This is a genomic window from Curtobacterium sp. VKM Ac-1393 (genome assembly GCF_015350995.1).
In the GTDB taxonomy this organism is placed as follows: Bacteria; Actinomycetota; Actinomycetes; order Actinomycetales; family Microbacteriaceae; genus Curtobacterium.
In genome coordinates this window covers 82,287-97,912 of record NZ_JADKRW010000003.1, presented here as the reverse complement: position 1 = coordinate 97,912, position 15,626 = coordinate 82,287, and the positions used below count along the sequence as shown (strand labels likewise).

The window sequence follows — 15,626 nt, the reverse complement described above, 5'->3', positions numbered from 1 at the left end:
GCATCATCTGTGCCCCGTTCGGGGGTAATGGCCCGAATCGGCAGCCGAACGCGCGGTGAACGGTGGGCAGCCCGGTGCCCGCCGCCTCAGTCGCGCGGCACCGGCTGCAACCGCTGCAGCTGTGTCACGTGCCCGGGCTCGAGCTCGTCGAGCGACGTGACCCCGAGCAGCCGCATCGTGCGCTCGATCTGCTCCGACAGGATCTGGATCATCCGGTCGACGCCGGCTTCGCCGCCCGCCATCAGCCCGTACAGGTACGCCCGGCCGACCATCGTGAACTTCGCTCCGAGTGCCACGGCGGCCACGATGTCCGCGCCCGACATGATGCCGGTGTCGAGGTGCACCTCGGTGTCCATGCCGACCTCCTTGACCACGGACGGCAGCAGGTGGAACGGCACGGGTGCCCGGTCGAGCTGGCGTCCGCCGTGGTTCGACAGCGTGATCCCGTCGACGCCCATGTCCGCCAGACGACGCGCGTCGGCCAGGGACTGCACGCCCTTGACGACGACCTTGCCCTTCCACTGGTCGCGGATCCAGGCGAGGTCCTCGTAGGTGACGGTGGGGTCGAACATGTGGTCGAGGAGCTCCCCGACGGTGCCGGACCACCGGTCGAGCGAGGCGAACGCCAGCGGCTCGGTGGTCAGGAAGTCGAACCACCACCACGGCCGCGGGATGGCGTTCAGCACGGTCCGGGCGCTGAGCTGCGGCGGGATCGAGAAGCCGTTGCGCTTGTCCCGCAGTCGCGCGCCGGCGACGGGCACGTCCACGGTGACGAGCAGCGTGTCGAACCCGGCCTTCTCGGCGCGGGAGACCAGCGCCATCGACTTCTCGCGGTCCTTCCACATGTACAGCTGGAACCAGTTGCGGCCGTTCGGGTTGGCGTCGCGGACGTCTTCGATCGCCGTGGTGCCCATGGTGGAGAGCGAGAACGGGATGCCCGCACGACCGGCCGCCCGGGCCCCGGCGCGCTCGCCCTCGGTCTGCATCATGCGCGTGAACCCGGTGGGGGCGATGCCGAACGGGTACGCGACCGGCGCCCCCAACACCGAACGCGAGGTGTCCACGGACGACACGTCACGCAGGATCGCGGGCGTGAACTCGATGTCCTCGAACGCCTGGCGGGCGCGGGCGAGCGAGATCTCGGCCTCGGCGGCACCCTCGGTGTAGTCGAACGCGGCCTTCGGCGTGCGGCGGGCGGCGATGTCGCGCAGGTCCCAGATCGTCAGCGCCGACTCGAGACGCTGTCGCCGACCCGGCAGGGAGGGCTTCTTGAACTGCATGAGCGGCGCGAGGTCACGCACCGTCGGCAGCTGCCGCTTGATCGGTGTCCGCCGGGTCGACGCTGCCCCAGGGGTCGCTGCCGGAGCCCCGGTTGCGGGGTCGACTCGGTGCTGGTCGTCGATCGAGGTCATACAGACATCCTACGTCTCGGAGCGGATTGTGGGGAGGTGTGATCGGCCCGCGGGGTGTACCGGACGGGCTCGACGGTGCGGGCGATCGTTGCGCGCAGGGCCTCGAGCGATGCGCCGCGCAGGCCGCCGAATCCGGATGCCCGCGCCTGCACCAGGATGTTGCCGAGCGCTGTCGCCTCGACGGGCCCGGCCAGGACGGGCAGCCCGGTGCGGTCGGCCGTCAGCTGGCAGAGCAGTCGGTTCTGCGATCCGCCGCCGACGATGTGCACCTGTCGGACGTCTTTGCCCGTGATGGTGCTGATCGTCGCAAGTGTCTCCGCGTACGCGGCGGCCAGCGACTCGAGGATCGAGCGCACGAACTCGGCCCGCGACGCGGGCGCGCTCAGCCCGTGGTCGCCGCACCAGGCGGCGATGCGCGCGGGCATGTCGCCAGGCGCCGTGAACGACTCGTCGGCGGGGTCGAAGACGGGGACCGGGGCCGTGACTGCCGCGGCGGAGGCGAGCAGGGCCTCCAGGTCGATGTGGTAGCCACCACGCTCCCAGGTGCGGACGCTCTCGGACAGCAACCACAGTCCGGACACGTTCTTCAGGAACCGGACGCGGCCGTCGACCCCGCCCTCGTTGGTGCAGTTCGCGTCGCGCGCCGCGTCCGACAGGACGGGTGCGTCGAGCTCGATGCCGACGAGTGACCAGGTGCCGGAGGAGATGTACGCGAAGTCCGGTTCGGTCGCGGGGACCGCGACGACGGCGGAGGCGGTGTCGTGCGAGCCGACGAGCGTGACGGGCGCCTGCCCGCCGACGGCGTCGGCGACGGACGGCAGCAGGGGCCCGAGTCGGTCGCCCGGGTCGCGCAGCGTGGGCAGGAGGCCGGCCGGGAGGCCCGCAGCAGCCCGCAACGCCGGGTCCCATCCACGGGTCGTCGCGTTCAGGACCCCGGTCGTCGACGCGTTCGTGCGCTCGGCCGCCTGGACACCGGTGAGCCAGTAGCCGAGCAGGTCGGGGATGAGCAGCGCCCGCTGGGCGAGCTGCAGTGACGGGTCGGCGGCGAACTGGAACACCGTGTTGAAGGGCAGGTGCTGCAGACCGTTCCTGGCGTACAGCTCGGCAGTGTCCATCCGTCGGTGCACGCGGTCGACGCCGCCCTCGTGCCGCTCGTCGCGGTAGTGGGACGGCAGCCCGAGCAGCCGACCGTCGCGCAGCAGGCCGTAGTCGACCGCCCACGAGTCGATGCCGATGCTGACGATCGCCGGGTGTGTGGCGAACGCCTGCCGGAGGCCGTCGGTCACCTGCCGGTACAGCTCGACGACGTCCCAGTGCAGGGCCTCGCGGTCGTGCTCGTGCAGGGTCACGGGGCCGTTCGGGAACCGGGCGACGTGCTCCATCCGGACGCCGTCGGTGTCGACGTGCCCGAGGATCACCCGGCCGCTCGTCGCCCCGAGGTCGACCGCGGCGACGGTGCCGCTGGTGGACATGCTCTTACCTCTTTTCGTGCATCAGCGCAGGAACGCGGCGGCGACACCGGCGTCGACGGGCACGTGCAGTCCGGTCGTGTGCGAGAAGTCGTCGGTGCAGATGGCGTAGACGGCGTTGGCGACGTTCTCCGGCACGACCTCGCGCTTCAGGATCGTGCGCTGGGCGTAGAACGCCCCGAGGTCCTGCTCCTCGATGCCGTAGGTCTTCGCGCGGTTCGCGCCCCAGCCGGAGGCGAAGATGCCCGAGCCACGGACGACGCCGTCGGGGTTGATGCCGTTGACGCGGATGCCGTGCTCGCCGAGCTCCGCCGCCAACAACCGCACCTGGTGCGCCTGGTCGGCCTTCGTGGCCGAGTACGCGATGTTGTTCGGGCCGGCGAACACCGAGTTCTTCGACGAGATGTACACGATGTCGCCGCCGAGGGCCTGCTCGATGAGGACCTTCGCCGCCGCCTTGGACACCAGGAACGACCCCTTCGCCATGACGTCGTGCTGCAGGTCCCAGTCCTGTTCGGTGGTCTCGAGCAGGCTCTTGCTGAGCGACAGTCCGGCGTTGTTCACGACGAGGTCGAGACCGCCGAAGTGCAGCAGGGTTTGCTGGATCGCCTGCTCGATGTCCGCTGCACTCGTCACGTTCGCCGCGACGCCGATCGCCTGGTCCGGGCCACCGATCTCGGCGGCCGCCTCCTGTGCCTTCGCCAGGTCGAGGTCCGCGATGACGACCGCGGCACCCTCGGCCGCCAGGCGCTTCGCGATGGCCTTGCCGATGCCGCTCGCGGCGCCGGTCACGAGTGCGATCCGGGTGCTCAGCTTCGCAGGGGCGGGCATCCGCTGCAGCTTCGCCTCTTCGAGGGCCCAGTACTCGATGCGGAACTTCTCGGCCTCGTCGATGGGGGCGTAGGTGCTCAACGACTCGGCTCCGCGCATGACGTTGATCGCGTTGACGTAGAACTCCCCGGCGACGCGGGCCGTCTGGGCGTCCTTGCCGTACGAGAACATCCCGACGCCGGGCACCAGCACGATGAGCGGGTCGGCGCCGCGGATCGCGGGGGAGTCCGGGTTCGCGTGGCGGTCGTAGTAGGCCTGGTAGTCCGCGCGGTACTGCTCGTGGAGTTCGTGCAGGCGGGCGGTCTGCTCGTCGACGCTCGCGGTGGCGGGCAGGTCGAGGATGAGCGGCTTCACCTTGGTGCGCAGGAAGTGGTCCGGGCAGCTCGTGCCGAGGGCGGCGAGCTCGTCCGCGCGTGCGCTCGCCAGGAAGTCGAGCACGACGTCGGAGTCGGCGAAGTGCCCCACCACCGGCTTGTCGTGCCCGGCGATGCCACGGATCGTCGGGGCGAGGGCGGCGGCACGAGCGTGGCGCTCGTCGGCCGGCAGTGCTTCGAACCCCGCTAGGACCGCGCCGAAGGGCTGCTCGGCGCCGTGCTCCGCGATGTACCGCTCGGCGGTGTCGATGATCCAGCGCGAGTTCGCCTCAGCCTCCTCGCTCGTCGCACCCCAGGCCGTGATCCCGTGGCCGCCGAGGATCGTGCCGATCGCCTGGGGGTGGTCCCGCTTGATCGCGGCGATGTCGAGCCCGAGCTGGAACCCGGGTCGGCGCCACGGCACCCACACCACCCTGTCGCCGAAGATCGTCGACGTCAGGGCCGGTCCGTCCGCCGCCGTCGCGATGGCGATGCCGGCGTCCGGGTGCAGGTGGTCCACGTGCGCGGCGTCGACGAGGGCGTGCATCGCCGTGTCGATGGACGGGGCGGCACCACCCTTGCCGTGCAGGGTGTAGTCGAACGCGGCGACCATCTCGTCCTCGCGCTCCACCCCGGGGCCTGTGTCTGATGCGTACATGTCCTGGAGTGCACGGACCCGGTCGAGGCGGAGCACTGCGAGGCCCGCCGGGGTGAGGGTTCCGAGGTCGCCCCCTGAGCCCTTCACCCAGAGCAACTCGACCGGTTCGCCGGTCACCGGGTCGGTGTCGGTGCCCTTCGCCGAGGTGTTCCCGCCGGCGTAGTTCGTGATCCGCGGATCCGAGCCGAGCGCGTTCGAGCGCGCGATGAGCGCCGTGACCGTCTCGTCTGCGGACGTGGCGTGCGTTGCGGGGTCCACCCGTGCCTCCAGGCTGTCGATCGTCATGGTGTCTACGCGCCCCAGCCGGCCTGAACGCCGCCGACGCGGTCTTCCGCGATCTGCCGCTGGTAGCCGGAGTCCAGGTACGCGCGCATCGGGTTCGCCGGCAGGCCGCGTGATTCACGCCAGGCCGCGAGGTCCGCACGGACGTCGGTCTGGTACGCGTCCATGAAGACCTCGTTGGCACCGAGGACGTCGTGCGCCTCTTGTGCTGCGGTCAGGGCCACGCGGTCGAGGAGCAGCGCCCGGGCCGTCATCTCCTGCACGTTCAGCACGGAGCGGATCTGCCCGGGGATCTTGTCCTCGATGTTGTGGCACTGGTCGAGCATGAACGCGACGTCGTGGTTGTCGTAGCCGCCGCCGCGGATGACCTCGACCAGGATGCGGAAGAGCTGGAACGGGTCCGCTGCCCCGACGATCAGGTCGTCGTCGGCGTAGAAGCGCGAGTTGAAGTCGAAGGAGCCGAGCTTGCCGAGGCGCAGGAGCTGCATCACGATGAACTCGATGTTCGTGCCCGGGGCGTGGTGGCCGGTGTCGAGGCAGACCATCGCCTTGTCGCCGAGCGCCGACGTCTGCACGTAGCTCGTGCCCCAGTCCGGAACGTCCGTGTGGTAGAACGACGGCTCGAAGAACTTGTACTCGAGCACCAGGCGCTGGTGTGCGCCGAGGCGGTCGTAGATCGTGCTGAGCGACTCGTGCAAGCGGTCCTGGCGTTCACGCATGTCGGCCTGGCCGGGGTAGTTCGAGCCCTCGGCGAGCCAGATCTTCAGGTCGCGGCTGCCGGTGGCGTCCATCACGTCGATGCAGCGCAGGTGGTGGTCGATCGCCTTCTGCCGGATGCTCGCGTCGGTGTGCGTGAGGGCGCCGAACTTGTAGTCGTCGTCCTGGAAGGTGTTCGAGTTGATCGTCCCGAGCGCGACGCCGTGCTCTTCGGCGTGGCGCTTGAGGTCGCTGAAGTCGTCGACGAGATCCCACGGGATGTGCAGCGCCACGGTCGGTGCGAGGCCCGTGTACTGGTGCACCTGGGCGGCGTCGGCGATCTTCTCGTACGGGTCGCGCGGGGTGCCTGGCGTGCTGAACACCTTGAAGCGGGTGCCGGAGTTGCCGAAGGCCCAGCTGGGCAGCTCGATCTGCTGTCGTGTGAGCTGGTCGGCGATGCCGGTGAAGGTCGGGGTCGATGTCATCGTGCACTTCCTCGTGGCTGATTGAATCGTTTCATACAGTACGGGTCGCGGCGGTCGGCCGCAACCGTGTGGGGGTGTGAGTGGCGGGAACCAGGTTCCGGACACAGCACCACGCATCTCCGCGGTGTTGTGTCCGGAACCTGGTTCCGCCAGGCCCGCTACGCCGCGGGGACCGCAGCGGGCGCACGCAGCTCGTGCGAGCCGGCTCCGAGCCGCTGCTCCGCCGTTCCCGGCAAGCGCACCACCGCGGTGACGCCCTCCGGCACCTGTGCACGGACCAGCAGCTCGCCGTCGACGAGCTCCCACCGCACCGCGATGTGCCCGTGCACGGAGTCGAGCGAGGTCGACGCCCACGTCAGGCCGCCGCCCGGCTGCGGCGCGATGAGCACGGAGGCGTACCCCGGTTCGAGCGCCGACAGGCCGCCCACCACCCGGTGCATCCAGTCCGCCACCGCCCCGAGCGCGTAGTGGTTGAACGAGGTCATCTCACCCGGGTTGATGGTGCCGTCCGGCAGCATCGAGTCCCACCGCTCCCAGACCGTCGTCGCGCCCATCGTCACCGGGTACAGCCACGACGGGCACTCCGTCTGCAGCAGCAGCCGGTACGCGTCGTCGAGGTGGCCGGTCTGCGTCAGCGCGTCGGTGATGAACGGCGTGCCCGCGAAGCCCGTCGAGATCCGGTACCCGGACTGCTCGGCCAGCTCCGCCAGGCGGTCACCCGCACGGCGCTCGTCGTCCTCGTCGAGGATGCCGAACACGATCGCGAGCGCGTAGACGGTGGTGCAGTCGCTCCGGATGCGGCCGTCGGTCACGTAGCGCTGACGGAACGCGGCCTGGAGGCCCGTGGCCAGCTCCTCGGCTTCGGTCGCCTCCGCCTCGTGGCCCGTCAACCGCGCCGCCTGCGCCACCAGGGTCGCGCTGCGGTACGCGCACGCCGTCGCGACGACGCCCGGGTCGGCCTTCGCCTTGGCAGCGTCCTCCGGCGGGGCGTCCGGGTCGAGCCAGTCGCCGAACTGGAAGACGGTGTCCGACAGGCCCTCGGGTGACAGGTGGCCCCTGATGCGGCGGAGGTGCGCCATCATCGAGTCGAGCTGCTCCTCGAGCACCGCGGTGTCGCCGTACGCCTGGTACAGGGTCCACGGCACCCACACGCCGGCGTCTGACCAGATCGCGGTGGCGTCGGGGGTGCCGAAGTCCTCGGCGGGGGAGTACTTGAGCACGTCCGGCACCACGAACGGGATCACACCGTCGGCGTGCTGCTGCTCGAGCCACACGTCGCGGAGCCAGTCGCCCAGGAAGGCGCGGGTGTCGAACAGGTACGACGCCGTCGGCGCGAATGCCGCGATGTCCCCTGTCCATCCGAGCCGCTCGTCGCGCTGCGGGCAGTCGGTCGGGACGCTCAGGAAGTTGCCCTGCATGCCCCGGATGACGTTGTCGTGGAACGTGTTGAGCAGCTCGTGGCTGGACTCGAACGTGCCCGTCCGGGTCAGGTCGGAGCCGACCTGCACCGCGGTGACGGCCGATCGGAGTTCGTCGAGCGTGCCGGTCCAGCCGTCGACCTGGGCGTACCGGAAGCCGTGGAAGGTGAACCGGGGCTCGAACACGTCCGGGGTGCCGGAACCGTCCGCGCGGCTGCCGCTCAGGGTGAAGTGGTCCGTCGCCTTCGCGGTGCGCAGCGGGCGGGTGCCGAGTTCGTCGTGCTCGAGGACCTCGGCGTGCGTGAGGGTCAGGACGGTGCCGGCCGGTCCGCTGGCGGTCACGCGGACCCAGCCGACCAGGTTCACGCCGAAGTCGATCAGCGTCGCGCCGGACGGGCTCGTCCAGACCTCGACGGGAGCGATCTCGGCGAGGGGCCGGACCGGCGGCACGGTGTCGGCCACGAGTTCGCGTTCGCCGAGGTCGACGGTGCGCACGGCGCTGGTGCGTCCCTCGTGGCCGTCGACGCTCGGCGTGGTGACCTCGCCGGGCGTCAGGAAGGAGCCGTCGCGGAGTCGGGCGTCGATGTCCTCGCCGTCGTACAGCTCGTCGGCGGTGATCGCGCTGGACAGGGCCTGCCAGTCCGTGTCGGTGGCGACGAGCTGTTCGTGGCCGTCAGCGAAGGTGATGCGGAGTTCGGCGAACCCGGCGGGCTCGTCGGCGTACCAACCGCCACCACCACCCCAGGCGAGCCGGCCGGCGGCCCAGCCCTTGCCGAGCACGAGGGCGAGCACGGCGGCGCTGCCCGCGGTCGTCTCGGCCAGGTGTGCCGTGACGTCGTGCGAGACGACGCGGATGCGCCACTCGTAGCTCGTCCACCCCGGTTCGAGCAGGTGGTCGGAGACGCGTTCGCCTCCGAGCCACGCCTCGACGACGCCGAGGGCGCTGACGTCGAGGGTCGCCCCGGTGACGGCGCCGTGGCCGTCGTCGAGGGTGAACTCACGGCGCAGGATCGGTGCGCTCCCGAGGTCGTCGACGCTCGTGATGAACGGTGCGGTCCAGGTGGTCATGTGGTGTGGTCCTTTCACGCGACCGGTCGTCGTCGACCGGTGCGGGGTCGTGGGCCCGGCCGTCTGCCGGGGCGGGGCTCCCCGGCGGAGGCGGGTCGGGCCTCCTGGCCGGGGTGGGCGTCAGCCCTTGACGGCGCCGCTGGTCATGCCGGCGACGATCTGGCGGTTGAAGAAGACGTAGAGGATGAGCGGCGGGATCGTGATGAGCAGCACGTCGGTGAACAGCAGGTTGAGCTGGCTGACGGACTGGCTCTGGAACGAGTAGAGCGTCTGCTGCACGGTGGCGTTCTCGGACCCCGGCAGGAAGTACAGCGGGTTCGTGAAGTCGTTGAACACCGTGACGGACTGCACGAGCACGACCGTGATGATCACCGGCTTGAGCAGCGGCAGCACCACCCCGAAGAACAGTCGGATGGGGCCGGCGCCGTCGAGGACGGCGGCCTCGTCGAGCTCCTTCGGGATCGTCGCGACGAACGCCCGGAACAGCAGGATGCAGAACGACAGGCCGAAGGTCGCCTCGATGAGGATCATCCCGCCCATGGTCTTGAACAGGTTCAGGCCCTGCAGCACCCAGATCGTCGGGACGATCGCCGGCGGGACGATGAGCCCCGCCAGGACGAAGAAGTTGATCACGCCGTTCCACTTGCTCGGACGACGCTGCAGCACGTACCCGACCATCGCGGAGAACACGACCATCACGATGACGCTGCCCACGGTCAGGACCGCACTGTTCAGGAACGCACGGACGATCACGCCGTCACCGGAGCCGAACACGGCCTGCAGGTTCTGCCAGAGCTGCCACTCGGTCGGCAGGCTGAAGCCGAGCTGGTTCGCCTCGGCCGGGTTCTTCATGGCCTGCAGCAGGACGAAGACGAACGGCACCAGGAACACCACGAAGCTGACGACGATGGCGATCGAGCCGATGATCCACCGGCGGGCACGCCCCGGGTGGCGGTTCTTCGTCGCCGGTGTCGGCGCGCGGCCGGCGGTCCGGCGGGGGCTGGTGACGGCGGTCACAGGTCCGCCTCCTTGCGGTTGAGGAGCCACGAGATCGGGACCATGATCGCCGTGACGACCACGAACAGGACCACGTTGCCGGCGGTCGACAGGCCGTAGAACCCGGCCTGGTACTGCTTGTAGATGACGCTCGCGATGACGTCACTGGTGAACCCTGGTCCGCCGCCGGTCATCGCCCAGATCAGGTCGAAGGACCGCAGCCCGCCGATCAGCGACAGGATGATGACGGTGCCCATCGCGGGACGCGACAGCGGCAACGTGATGTTCTTGAAGATCGACCACGCGCTCGCGCCGTCGACCCGTGCTGCCTCGAAGTACTCCTGCGGGATCGCCACGATGCCGGCGATGAAGATGAGCGTCGCGATGCCGACGCCCTTCCAGACGTCCACCGCGGCGACGCTCCACAGGGCGAGGGCCGGGTCGGTCAGCCACCCCGGAGTGGGGAGGCCGACCGAACCGAGGACGCCGTTGATGATGCCGTGGAACGGGTCCATCAGCGCCTTGAACGTGATGCCGATGCCGATCGTCGACACGAGCACCGGGAAGAACACGACCGCCCGCAGGTAGCCACGCCCCAGCACGGGCGACGTGAGGAGCAGGGCGAGGGCGAGTCCGATGACCACCTTCGCCGCGCTCGTCACGAAGCCGTACTGGAACGTGTGCACGAACCCGGAGACGAGCTGCGGGTCCTGGAAGAACCGGACGAAGTTGTCGAAGCCGATGAAGGTCTGGTCGAACAACGTCCAGCGGGTGAGGGAGAAGTAGAACCCGGCGAAGGTGGGGACCGCGAAGAACACGACGTACAGCGCGATCGCGGGGATGAAGAACCACGCGGGGTAGAACGAGCGCATCCGCTTGCGCGCCGGCCCGGACCCGCCGGAACCGGCGCGGGTCTTCGCCGGTTCGAGTGCCGTCGTGAGTGTCGCGGTCACCGGGTCACCAGCCCTTGATGCCGAGCTGCTGCGCCTGCTGGACGACGTCGTCGTCGTACTGGTCAGCGCCCTTGGCCGCGTTGGTGATGCCGGATCCGACCTGCACGCAGATCTTCTCGAGGTTCGGGCCCTTGATCGGGGACAGGAACTCGAGCGCCGGGCTCGCCTTGCCGTCGTCCAGGTACTTCTGCAGGTCGTCGATCATCGGGGGCACGTCGTCCGGCAGCGAGCAGGTCGAGATGACGTACGGGCCACCGGGCGTCCCGGTGTCGTTCTGCACCTTGCAGCCCTCGGTCGAGTTCGCGAACGCGATGAACTTCTTCGCGGCCGCGAGCTTGTCGCCCTCGCTGGTCTTCGGGATGTACAGGCCGTTCGGTTCCCAGATGGTCAGGTTCGTGTCGTCGGCGTCCTCGGCCGGCAGCGCGAACGCTCCGATGTCGTCGACCGCGTCGGGGCTGTCCTGCTGCAGCGTCGAGATCGCGTTCGTCAGCATCGGGTACTGGGCGCCGGTGCCGTCGGCGAGCATCTTCAGGCCGTTCGCCTGCGTGGCGGACGCGTAGTCCTCGTTGTAGAGGTCCTTGTCCTTGCCCTCGGCCAGGTGGTCGAAGCCGGCGAGTGCTGGTTCCTTGGCGTAGGACTCCTTGTTGGCGGTGTAGTCGTCCGCCCAGTCCTTCTGCTGCGCCGTGATGTTGGCGAAGTCGCCGAGGACGAACAGCTGGCTGGTCCAGGTGTCGCCGTACGTCTGGATGATCGGCGCGACCTTGCCCGCGTCCTTGATCTTCTCGCTGTTGCTGATGAACTCGTCCCACGTGGTGGGGACGCTCAGCCCGAGGTCGGCGTAGACCTTCTTGTTGTACATGACGCCGCCGCCGAAGCTGGTGCCGAACGGTGCGCCGTAGACGCCCTTGTCGGTGCTGACGACCTTGGTGAACTGCGGGTCGACGTCCTTGGTCCAGCTCTCGTCGGACAGGTCCACCAGGGTGTTGTCCGGGTTGAGGGCCTGCATGAGCGAGCCGGAGTTGTAGTTGAAGACGTCGGCCATCTCGCCGGTGGACAGCTGGGTCTTCACCAGGTTGTCGCCGTCGGTGCCCTGCGGGCGGGTGTCGAACTTGACCGTGATGTCGGGGTTGGCCTTCTCGAAGGCCTCGATGAGGGGCTTCGCGGTGGCTGCGGTCGCGGGTGAGTTGTCGGCCTGGTAGGTGATCTGGACCTTGCCGCCGCCTTCGTCGGCGGAACCGCCGGACGAACACGCCGCGAGCCCGCCGATCAGGACCGTGGCTCCGCCGATGGCGACGAGACGGGTGAGGGCCGCGCGCGTGGTGAGCGTCCTCGTGGTCAGGGAACGAGCTGACATTCCTTACCTCCTCGTAAGGCCCGGGGCGGGGGGAACCCCGGGTGAAACGGACCCGGATCCCGCGTCGTCGTGGGCTCCGGTTGCTGCTGTTTAGAACGTTTCAATCAGGATGGAACCACGTGGATTGAAGCGTGTCAATCGCTGCGCCGAATTCGTTACGTCGAGCGCGCACGCCGCGCACCGCAGCCCACCCCATCCGCGAAAGCGACACCGTGCCGCGAACTGTTCGCGTGGATCTGTCGCTTTGCCGGACCGGACGGCGTTCCGTCCCGCAGGACTGTCGCTTTCGCGCGGTCAGGCCTCGGTGCGGCGGGGGTCGCTCGGCGCCGTGGCACGCGCGGCTGCTGCACCGGCACGGCCGAGCGTGCTCTCGCGGGGGACGAGTTCGCTGCCGAGCACGACCGCGCGGTGGACGTGCTCCGGGTCGGTGAGCTCCTCGAGCAGGAGCTCGACAGCAGCCGCCCCCATCTCCGCGCCGTGCATCGTCACCGAGGTCAGCGGCACGGCGCCGCCCCACGCCACCGAGTTGTGGTCGCAGCCCGACACCGGGATGTCCTCGGGCACGCGGATGCCGGCCGCGCGGAGCTCCGAGACGACGGCCATCGCGAGCAGGTCCGTGACGCCGAGGACACCGTCGGGTCGCTCGTCGGCCGGCATGGCGGCGATGCGCGCACCGGCGTCGGTACCGCCGGGTGGGTCGATGTCACCGGCGTCGACGTCCACGAGCTCGACGCCGGGATGCTCGGCGATCGCCCGGACGACGCCGTTCCGACGCAGCGCCACCGGCTGCAGGTCGGGGCGGGCACTCACGAAGCCGATGCGCCGGCATCCTCGCGCGATGAGGTGCTCGGTGGCGATGAAGGCGGCGTGCTCGTTGTCGACGACCACGGAGCACGCGTCGACCGTCGTCGGCGCGAAGTTGACGTAGACGACCGGCCGACCGTGTCGACGGGTGAGCTCGACCTGTTCGCGGGACTCGGTCATCGAGGCGAGCAGGATGCCGGACACCCGAGCGCTCTCGAGGTACGCGAGGTGTTCGCCCTGCGCCTGCATATCGTCCTCGCTGCTGGCGATCAGGAGGGTGAACCCCCGCTCCCGTGCCGCGAGCTGCGCGCCGTTCACCATGTCGCTGAACAAGGAGTTCCGGAGCGACATGACCACGAGCCCGATCGAGCGGCTGCTCCCCGACGCGAGCGCCCGGGCATTGCGGTTCGGCGTGTACCCGAGATCGGCGATCGCGTCGCGGACCCGAGCCGTCGTCGCGTCGGCCACCCGCTCGGGGTGGTTCAGGACGTTCGAGACCGTCGCCAGCGAGACGCCGGCGCGAGCTGCGACGTGGTGCACACTCGGCGGGCCGTCGCGCCGGGGGACATGCACCATGCTCCGATCGTAGGCCGCAGCGGCAGGCGGTCGTCCCGCAGGGCCTGGCGGGCTGGCTGGCTGGCAGGTGAGCGGGGTCGACTACGCGTCGGCGACGGAGGACTGGCGGACCACGAGCTCCGGTGTGAACTCGACGTGCTCGAGGTCGATGTCCTGCCCGAGCTCGACCTGCTTCGTCAGCAGCTCGATCGCCTGACGTCCGAGGTCCTGCGCTGGCTGGCGCACCGAGGTCAACGGGACGACGGCCGCTTCGGCGAAGGCGATGTCGTCGTAGCCGACGATCGCGATCTCGTCCGGCACGGCGATCGTGCCCCGCATGATGAACGCCTGCTCGAGGCCGACCGCGAGCAGGTCGTTCGCCGCGAACACCGCGTCCGGCCGTTCGGCGCGTGGGCGTGCCTGCAGCGCTTCGCCCACCCGACGCCCTTCGAGCACGGACAACGATGCGGTCGGCAGGACCTCGAGCGCGATCCCCGCTGCCCGGGCCGCCGACAGTGCCCCGGCGTGCCGATCGGCGACCTGGCGGATGGTGGACGGGCCGCCGACGAACGCGATGCGCTTGCGCCCGATCGCCGCGAGGTGCTCGACCGCGATGCGTCCACCCGCGACGTCGTCGACCGACACCGAGGCGAAGTGCTCGTCGTCGGCGCGGCGGTCCACGAGCACGACGGCGGTGCCCTGGTCACGCAGGCGGGCGAGGCGCGACAGGTCGTCGCCGGCGGGGGAGACGAGCACGCCGGCGACCCGGCGTTCCTCGAACAGGTCGACGTAGGTGCGCTCACGGTCGGTGGACTCGTCGGAGTTGCCGATCAGGACCGCGAGGCCCCGGTCCATCGCAGCGTCCTCCGCACCACGCGCGACGTCGGTGAAGAACGGGTTGCCGCCGTCGAGCACGATCAGGCCGACGGTGGAACTGCGGCCGGCTCGGAGCTGCCGTGCGGAGTCGTTGCGCACGAAGCCGAGCGTGGCGATGGCCGACTGCACGCGGTCCACGGTGGTCGGAGCCACCTTGTCGGGGCGGTTCAGGACGTTCGACACCGTGCCCAAGGACACGCCCGCGAGCGCTGCCACCTCTCGCACACTGACCGCCATGTGGCCATCCTGGCATCGCACCTGCGCTTCCGGGCGGTGCACGCCGTGATCTGTGGAAAACGGCGCACGGTGCGAGCTCGTGGGTGCAGGTGCACCGGCGAGTGAGCAGAAGACGACGGGTCCGCGCCACTGATCCGATGTCTTCTGCTCACTCGATGCCCGCGTGGCTACCGTGGACCCCATGCAGCCGCCCGCAGCAGGAACCCTCCGCGTCCTCCACCTCTCCGACACCCACCTGACCGGGGACGGCGCCCTGCACCAGGGTTCCGTCGACACCACCGCAGCGCTGGACGGCGTGCTCGCCCGCGTCGACGGTGTGCCCGGCATCGGCCTCGTCGTGATCTCCGGCGACGTCTCCGAGGACGGCAGCCCCGAGTCCTACGCCGCCGTCCTCGAACGGGTCGGTGGCTGGGCCGAACGCCACGGCGCCGCCCTCGTCGTGGTCCCCGGCAACCACGACCTGCGCGAGGGCTTCCGCCAGGTCCTGTCCAACGGCCACGTCCTCGGCGAGGGCGGACGACCGGTCATGCACACGATGGAGTACCACCCGCCGACCGTGCCGGTGTGGGGGCAGTCCCTCGTCGCAGGCCGGAGGATCGTCACGGTCGACACGAGCGTGCCGGGTGCCGGCTACGGCGAGATCAGCGACGCCGGCCTCGAGCGGCTCCGCACCGCGCTCGCCGAGGACCACGCCCCACACGGCACGATCGTCGTCCTGCACCACCCACCGCTGCCGGCTCCGACGGAGCTGCACGAGGCACTGCGGCTGCAGAACCCCGACGCGCTCGCCGACGTCATCCGTGGTTCGGATGTGCGGGTCGTCCTCGGCGGCCACTACCACCACCACTTCGCCGGGTCGCTGGCGGGCGTCCCGGTCCTCGTCGCCCCCGGGGTCGCGAACGACACCGACGTCACCGGCGCGTACGGCGAGGAATCGGCGTACGTCGACAGCGGCGCCCTGGTCGTCGACGTCGCCGAGGACGGCTCCGTCTGGTCGACGCCGTTGCGCGTCCCCCGCCCGGACGCCGACCCGCTCGCGTTCCACCTCGACGCCGAGACCGTCGCGTCCGTCATCGCGGCTGCCGGCAAGCACTGAGCACGCGGCAGCGCACTGGACGCGCGCGCAGGACGGACGGGAGGCCCGTGGCGGCGTCGCCACGGGCCTCCCGTCTGCCGGTC

General features: G+C 70.1%; 11 protein-coding genes. 1 reads left to right on the top strand and 10 read right to left on the bottom strand.

What is annotated here, in order from left to right; translation table 11 throughout:
- Window positions 1-86: 86 nt before the first annotated feature.
- The 10 genes from ITJ59_RS07570 to ITJ59_RS07525 form a co-directional block, all read right to left on the bottom strand.
- Window positions 87-1,280 (bottom strand): alpha-hydroxy acid oxidase, encoded by a 1,194-nt coding sequence (locus tag ITJ59_RS07570; protein WP_228511282.1) that lies wholly within the window; start codon window positions 1,278-1,280, stop codon window positions 87-89.
- A 128-nt stretch (window positions 1,281-1,408) separates the two neighbouring features.
- Window positions 1,409-2,884: a rhamnulokinase gene (locus ITJ59_RS07565; protein WP_194650501.1), complete on the bottom strand. Its 1,476-nt coding sequence runs from the start codon at window positions 2,882-2,884 to the stop codon at window positions 1,409-1,411.
- A 21-nt stretch (window positions 2,885-2,905) separates the two neighbouring features.
- A complete protein-coding gene (locus ITJ59_RS07560) occupies window positions 2,906-5,008 on the bottom strand; it encodes a bifunctional aldolase/short-chain dehydrogenase (protein WP_194650500.1) in 2,103 nt (700 codons plus the stop codon).
- 5 nt (window positions 5,009-5,013) lie between these two features.
- Entirely contained in the window at window positions 5,014-6,186 is a 1,173-nt protein-coding gene (gene rhaI / locus ITJ59_RS07555; RefSeq protein ID WP_194650499.1) for an L-rhamnose isomerase, read from the bottom strand.
- Window positions 6,187-6,344: 158 nt separating this feature from the next.
- A complete protein-coding gene (locus tag ITJ59_RS07550) occupies window positions 6,345-8,672 on the bottom strand; it encodes an alpha-L-rhamnosidase (RefSeq protein WP_194650498.1) in 2,328 nt (775 codons plus the stop codon).
- 120 nt (window positions 8,673-8,792) lie between these two features.
- Window positions 8,793-9,599 (bottom strand): carbohydrate ABC transporter permease, encoded by an 807-nt coding sequence (locus tag ITJ59_RS07545; protein ID WP_323749468.1) that lies wholly within the window; start codon window positions 9,597-9,599, stop codon window positions 8,793-8,795.
- A gap of 86 nt (window positions 9,600-9,685) precedes the next feature.
- On the bottom strand, window positions 9,686-10,621 hold the full coding sequence (locus ITJ59_RS07540) for a sugar ABC transporter permease (RefSeq protein ID WP_323749444.1): 936 nt from the start codon (window positions 10,619-10,621) through the stop codon (window positions 9,686-9,688).
- Between the two features lie 4 nt (window positions 10,622-10,625).
- The gene (locus ITJ59_RS07535) at window positions 10,626-11,975 is read right to left on the bottom strand and encodes an ABC transporter substrate-binding protein (RefSeq protein WP_194650497.1); all 1,350 of its coding nucleotides are present in this window, start codon (window positions 11,973-11,975) and stop codon (window positions 10,626-10,628) included.
- Between the two features lie 294 nt (window positions 11,976-12,269).
- Window positions 12,270-13,355, bottom strand: coding sequence for a LacI family DNA-binding transcriptional regulator (locus tag ITJ59_RS07530; RefSeq protein WP_194650496.1), 1,086 nt, complete (start codon window positions 13,353-13,355; stop codon window positions 12,270-12,272).
- An 81-nt stretch (window positions 13,356-13,436) separates the two neighbouring features.
- The gene (locus tag ITJ59_RS07525) at window positions 13,437-14,447 is read right to left on the bottom strand and encodes a LacI family DNA-binding transcriptional regulator (protein WP_194650495.1); all 1,011 of its coding nucleotides are present in this window, start codon (window positions 14,445-14,447) and stop codon (window positions 13,437-13,439) included.
- A 181-nt stretch (window positions 14,448-14,628) separates the two neighbouring features.
- Here ITJ59_RS07525 and ITJ59_RS07520 point away from each other — a divergent pair, with 181 nt between their 5' ends.
- Window positions 14,629-15,543 (top strand): metallophosphoesterase, encoded by a 915-nt coding sequence (locus ITJ59_RS07520; RefSeq protein WP_194650494.1) that lies wholly within the window; start codon window positions 14,629-14,631, stop codon window positions 15,541-15,543.
- Window positions 15,544-15,626 lie beyond the last annotated feature (83 nt).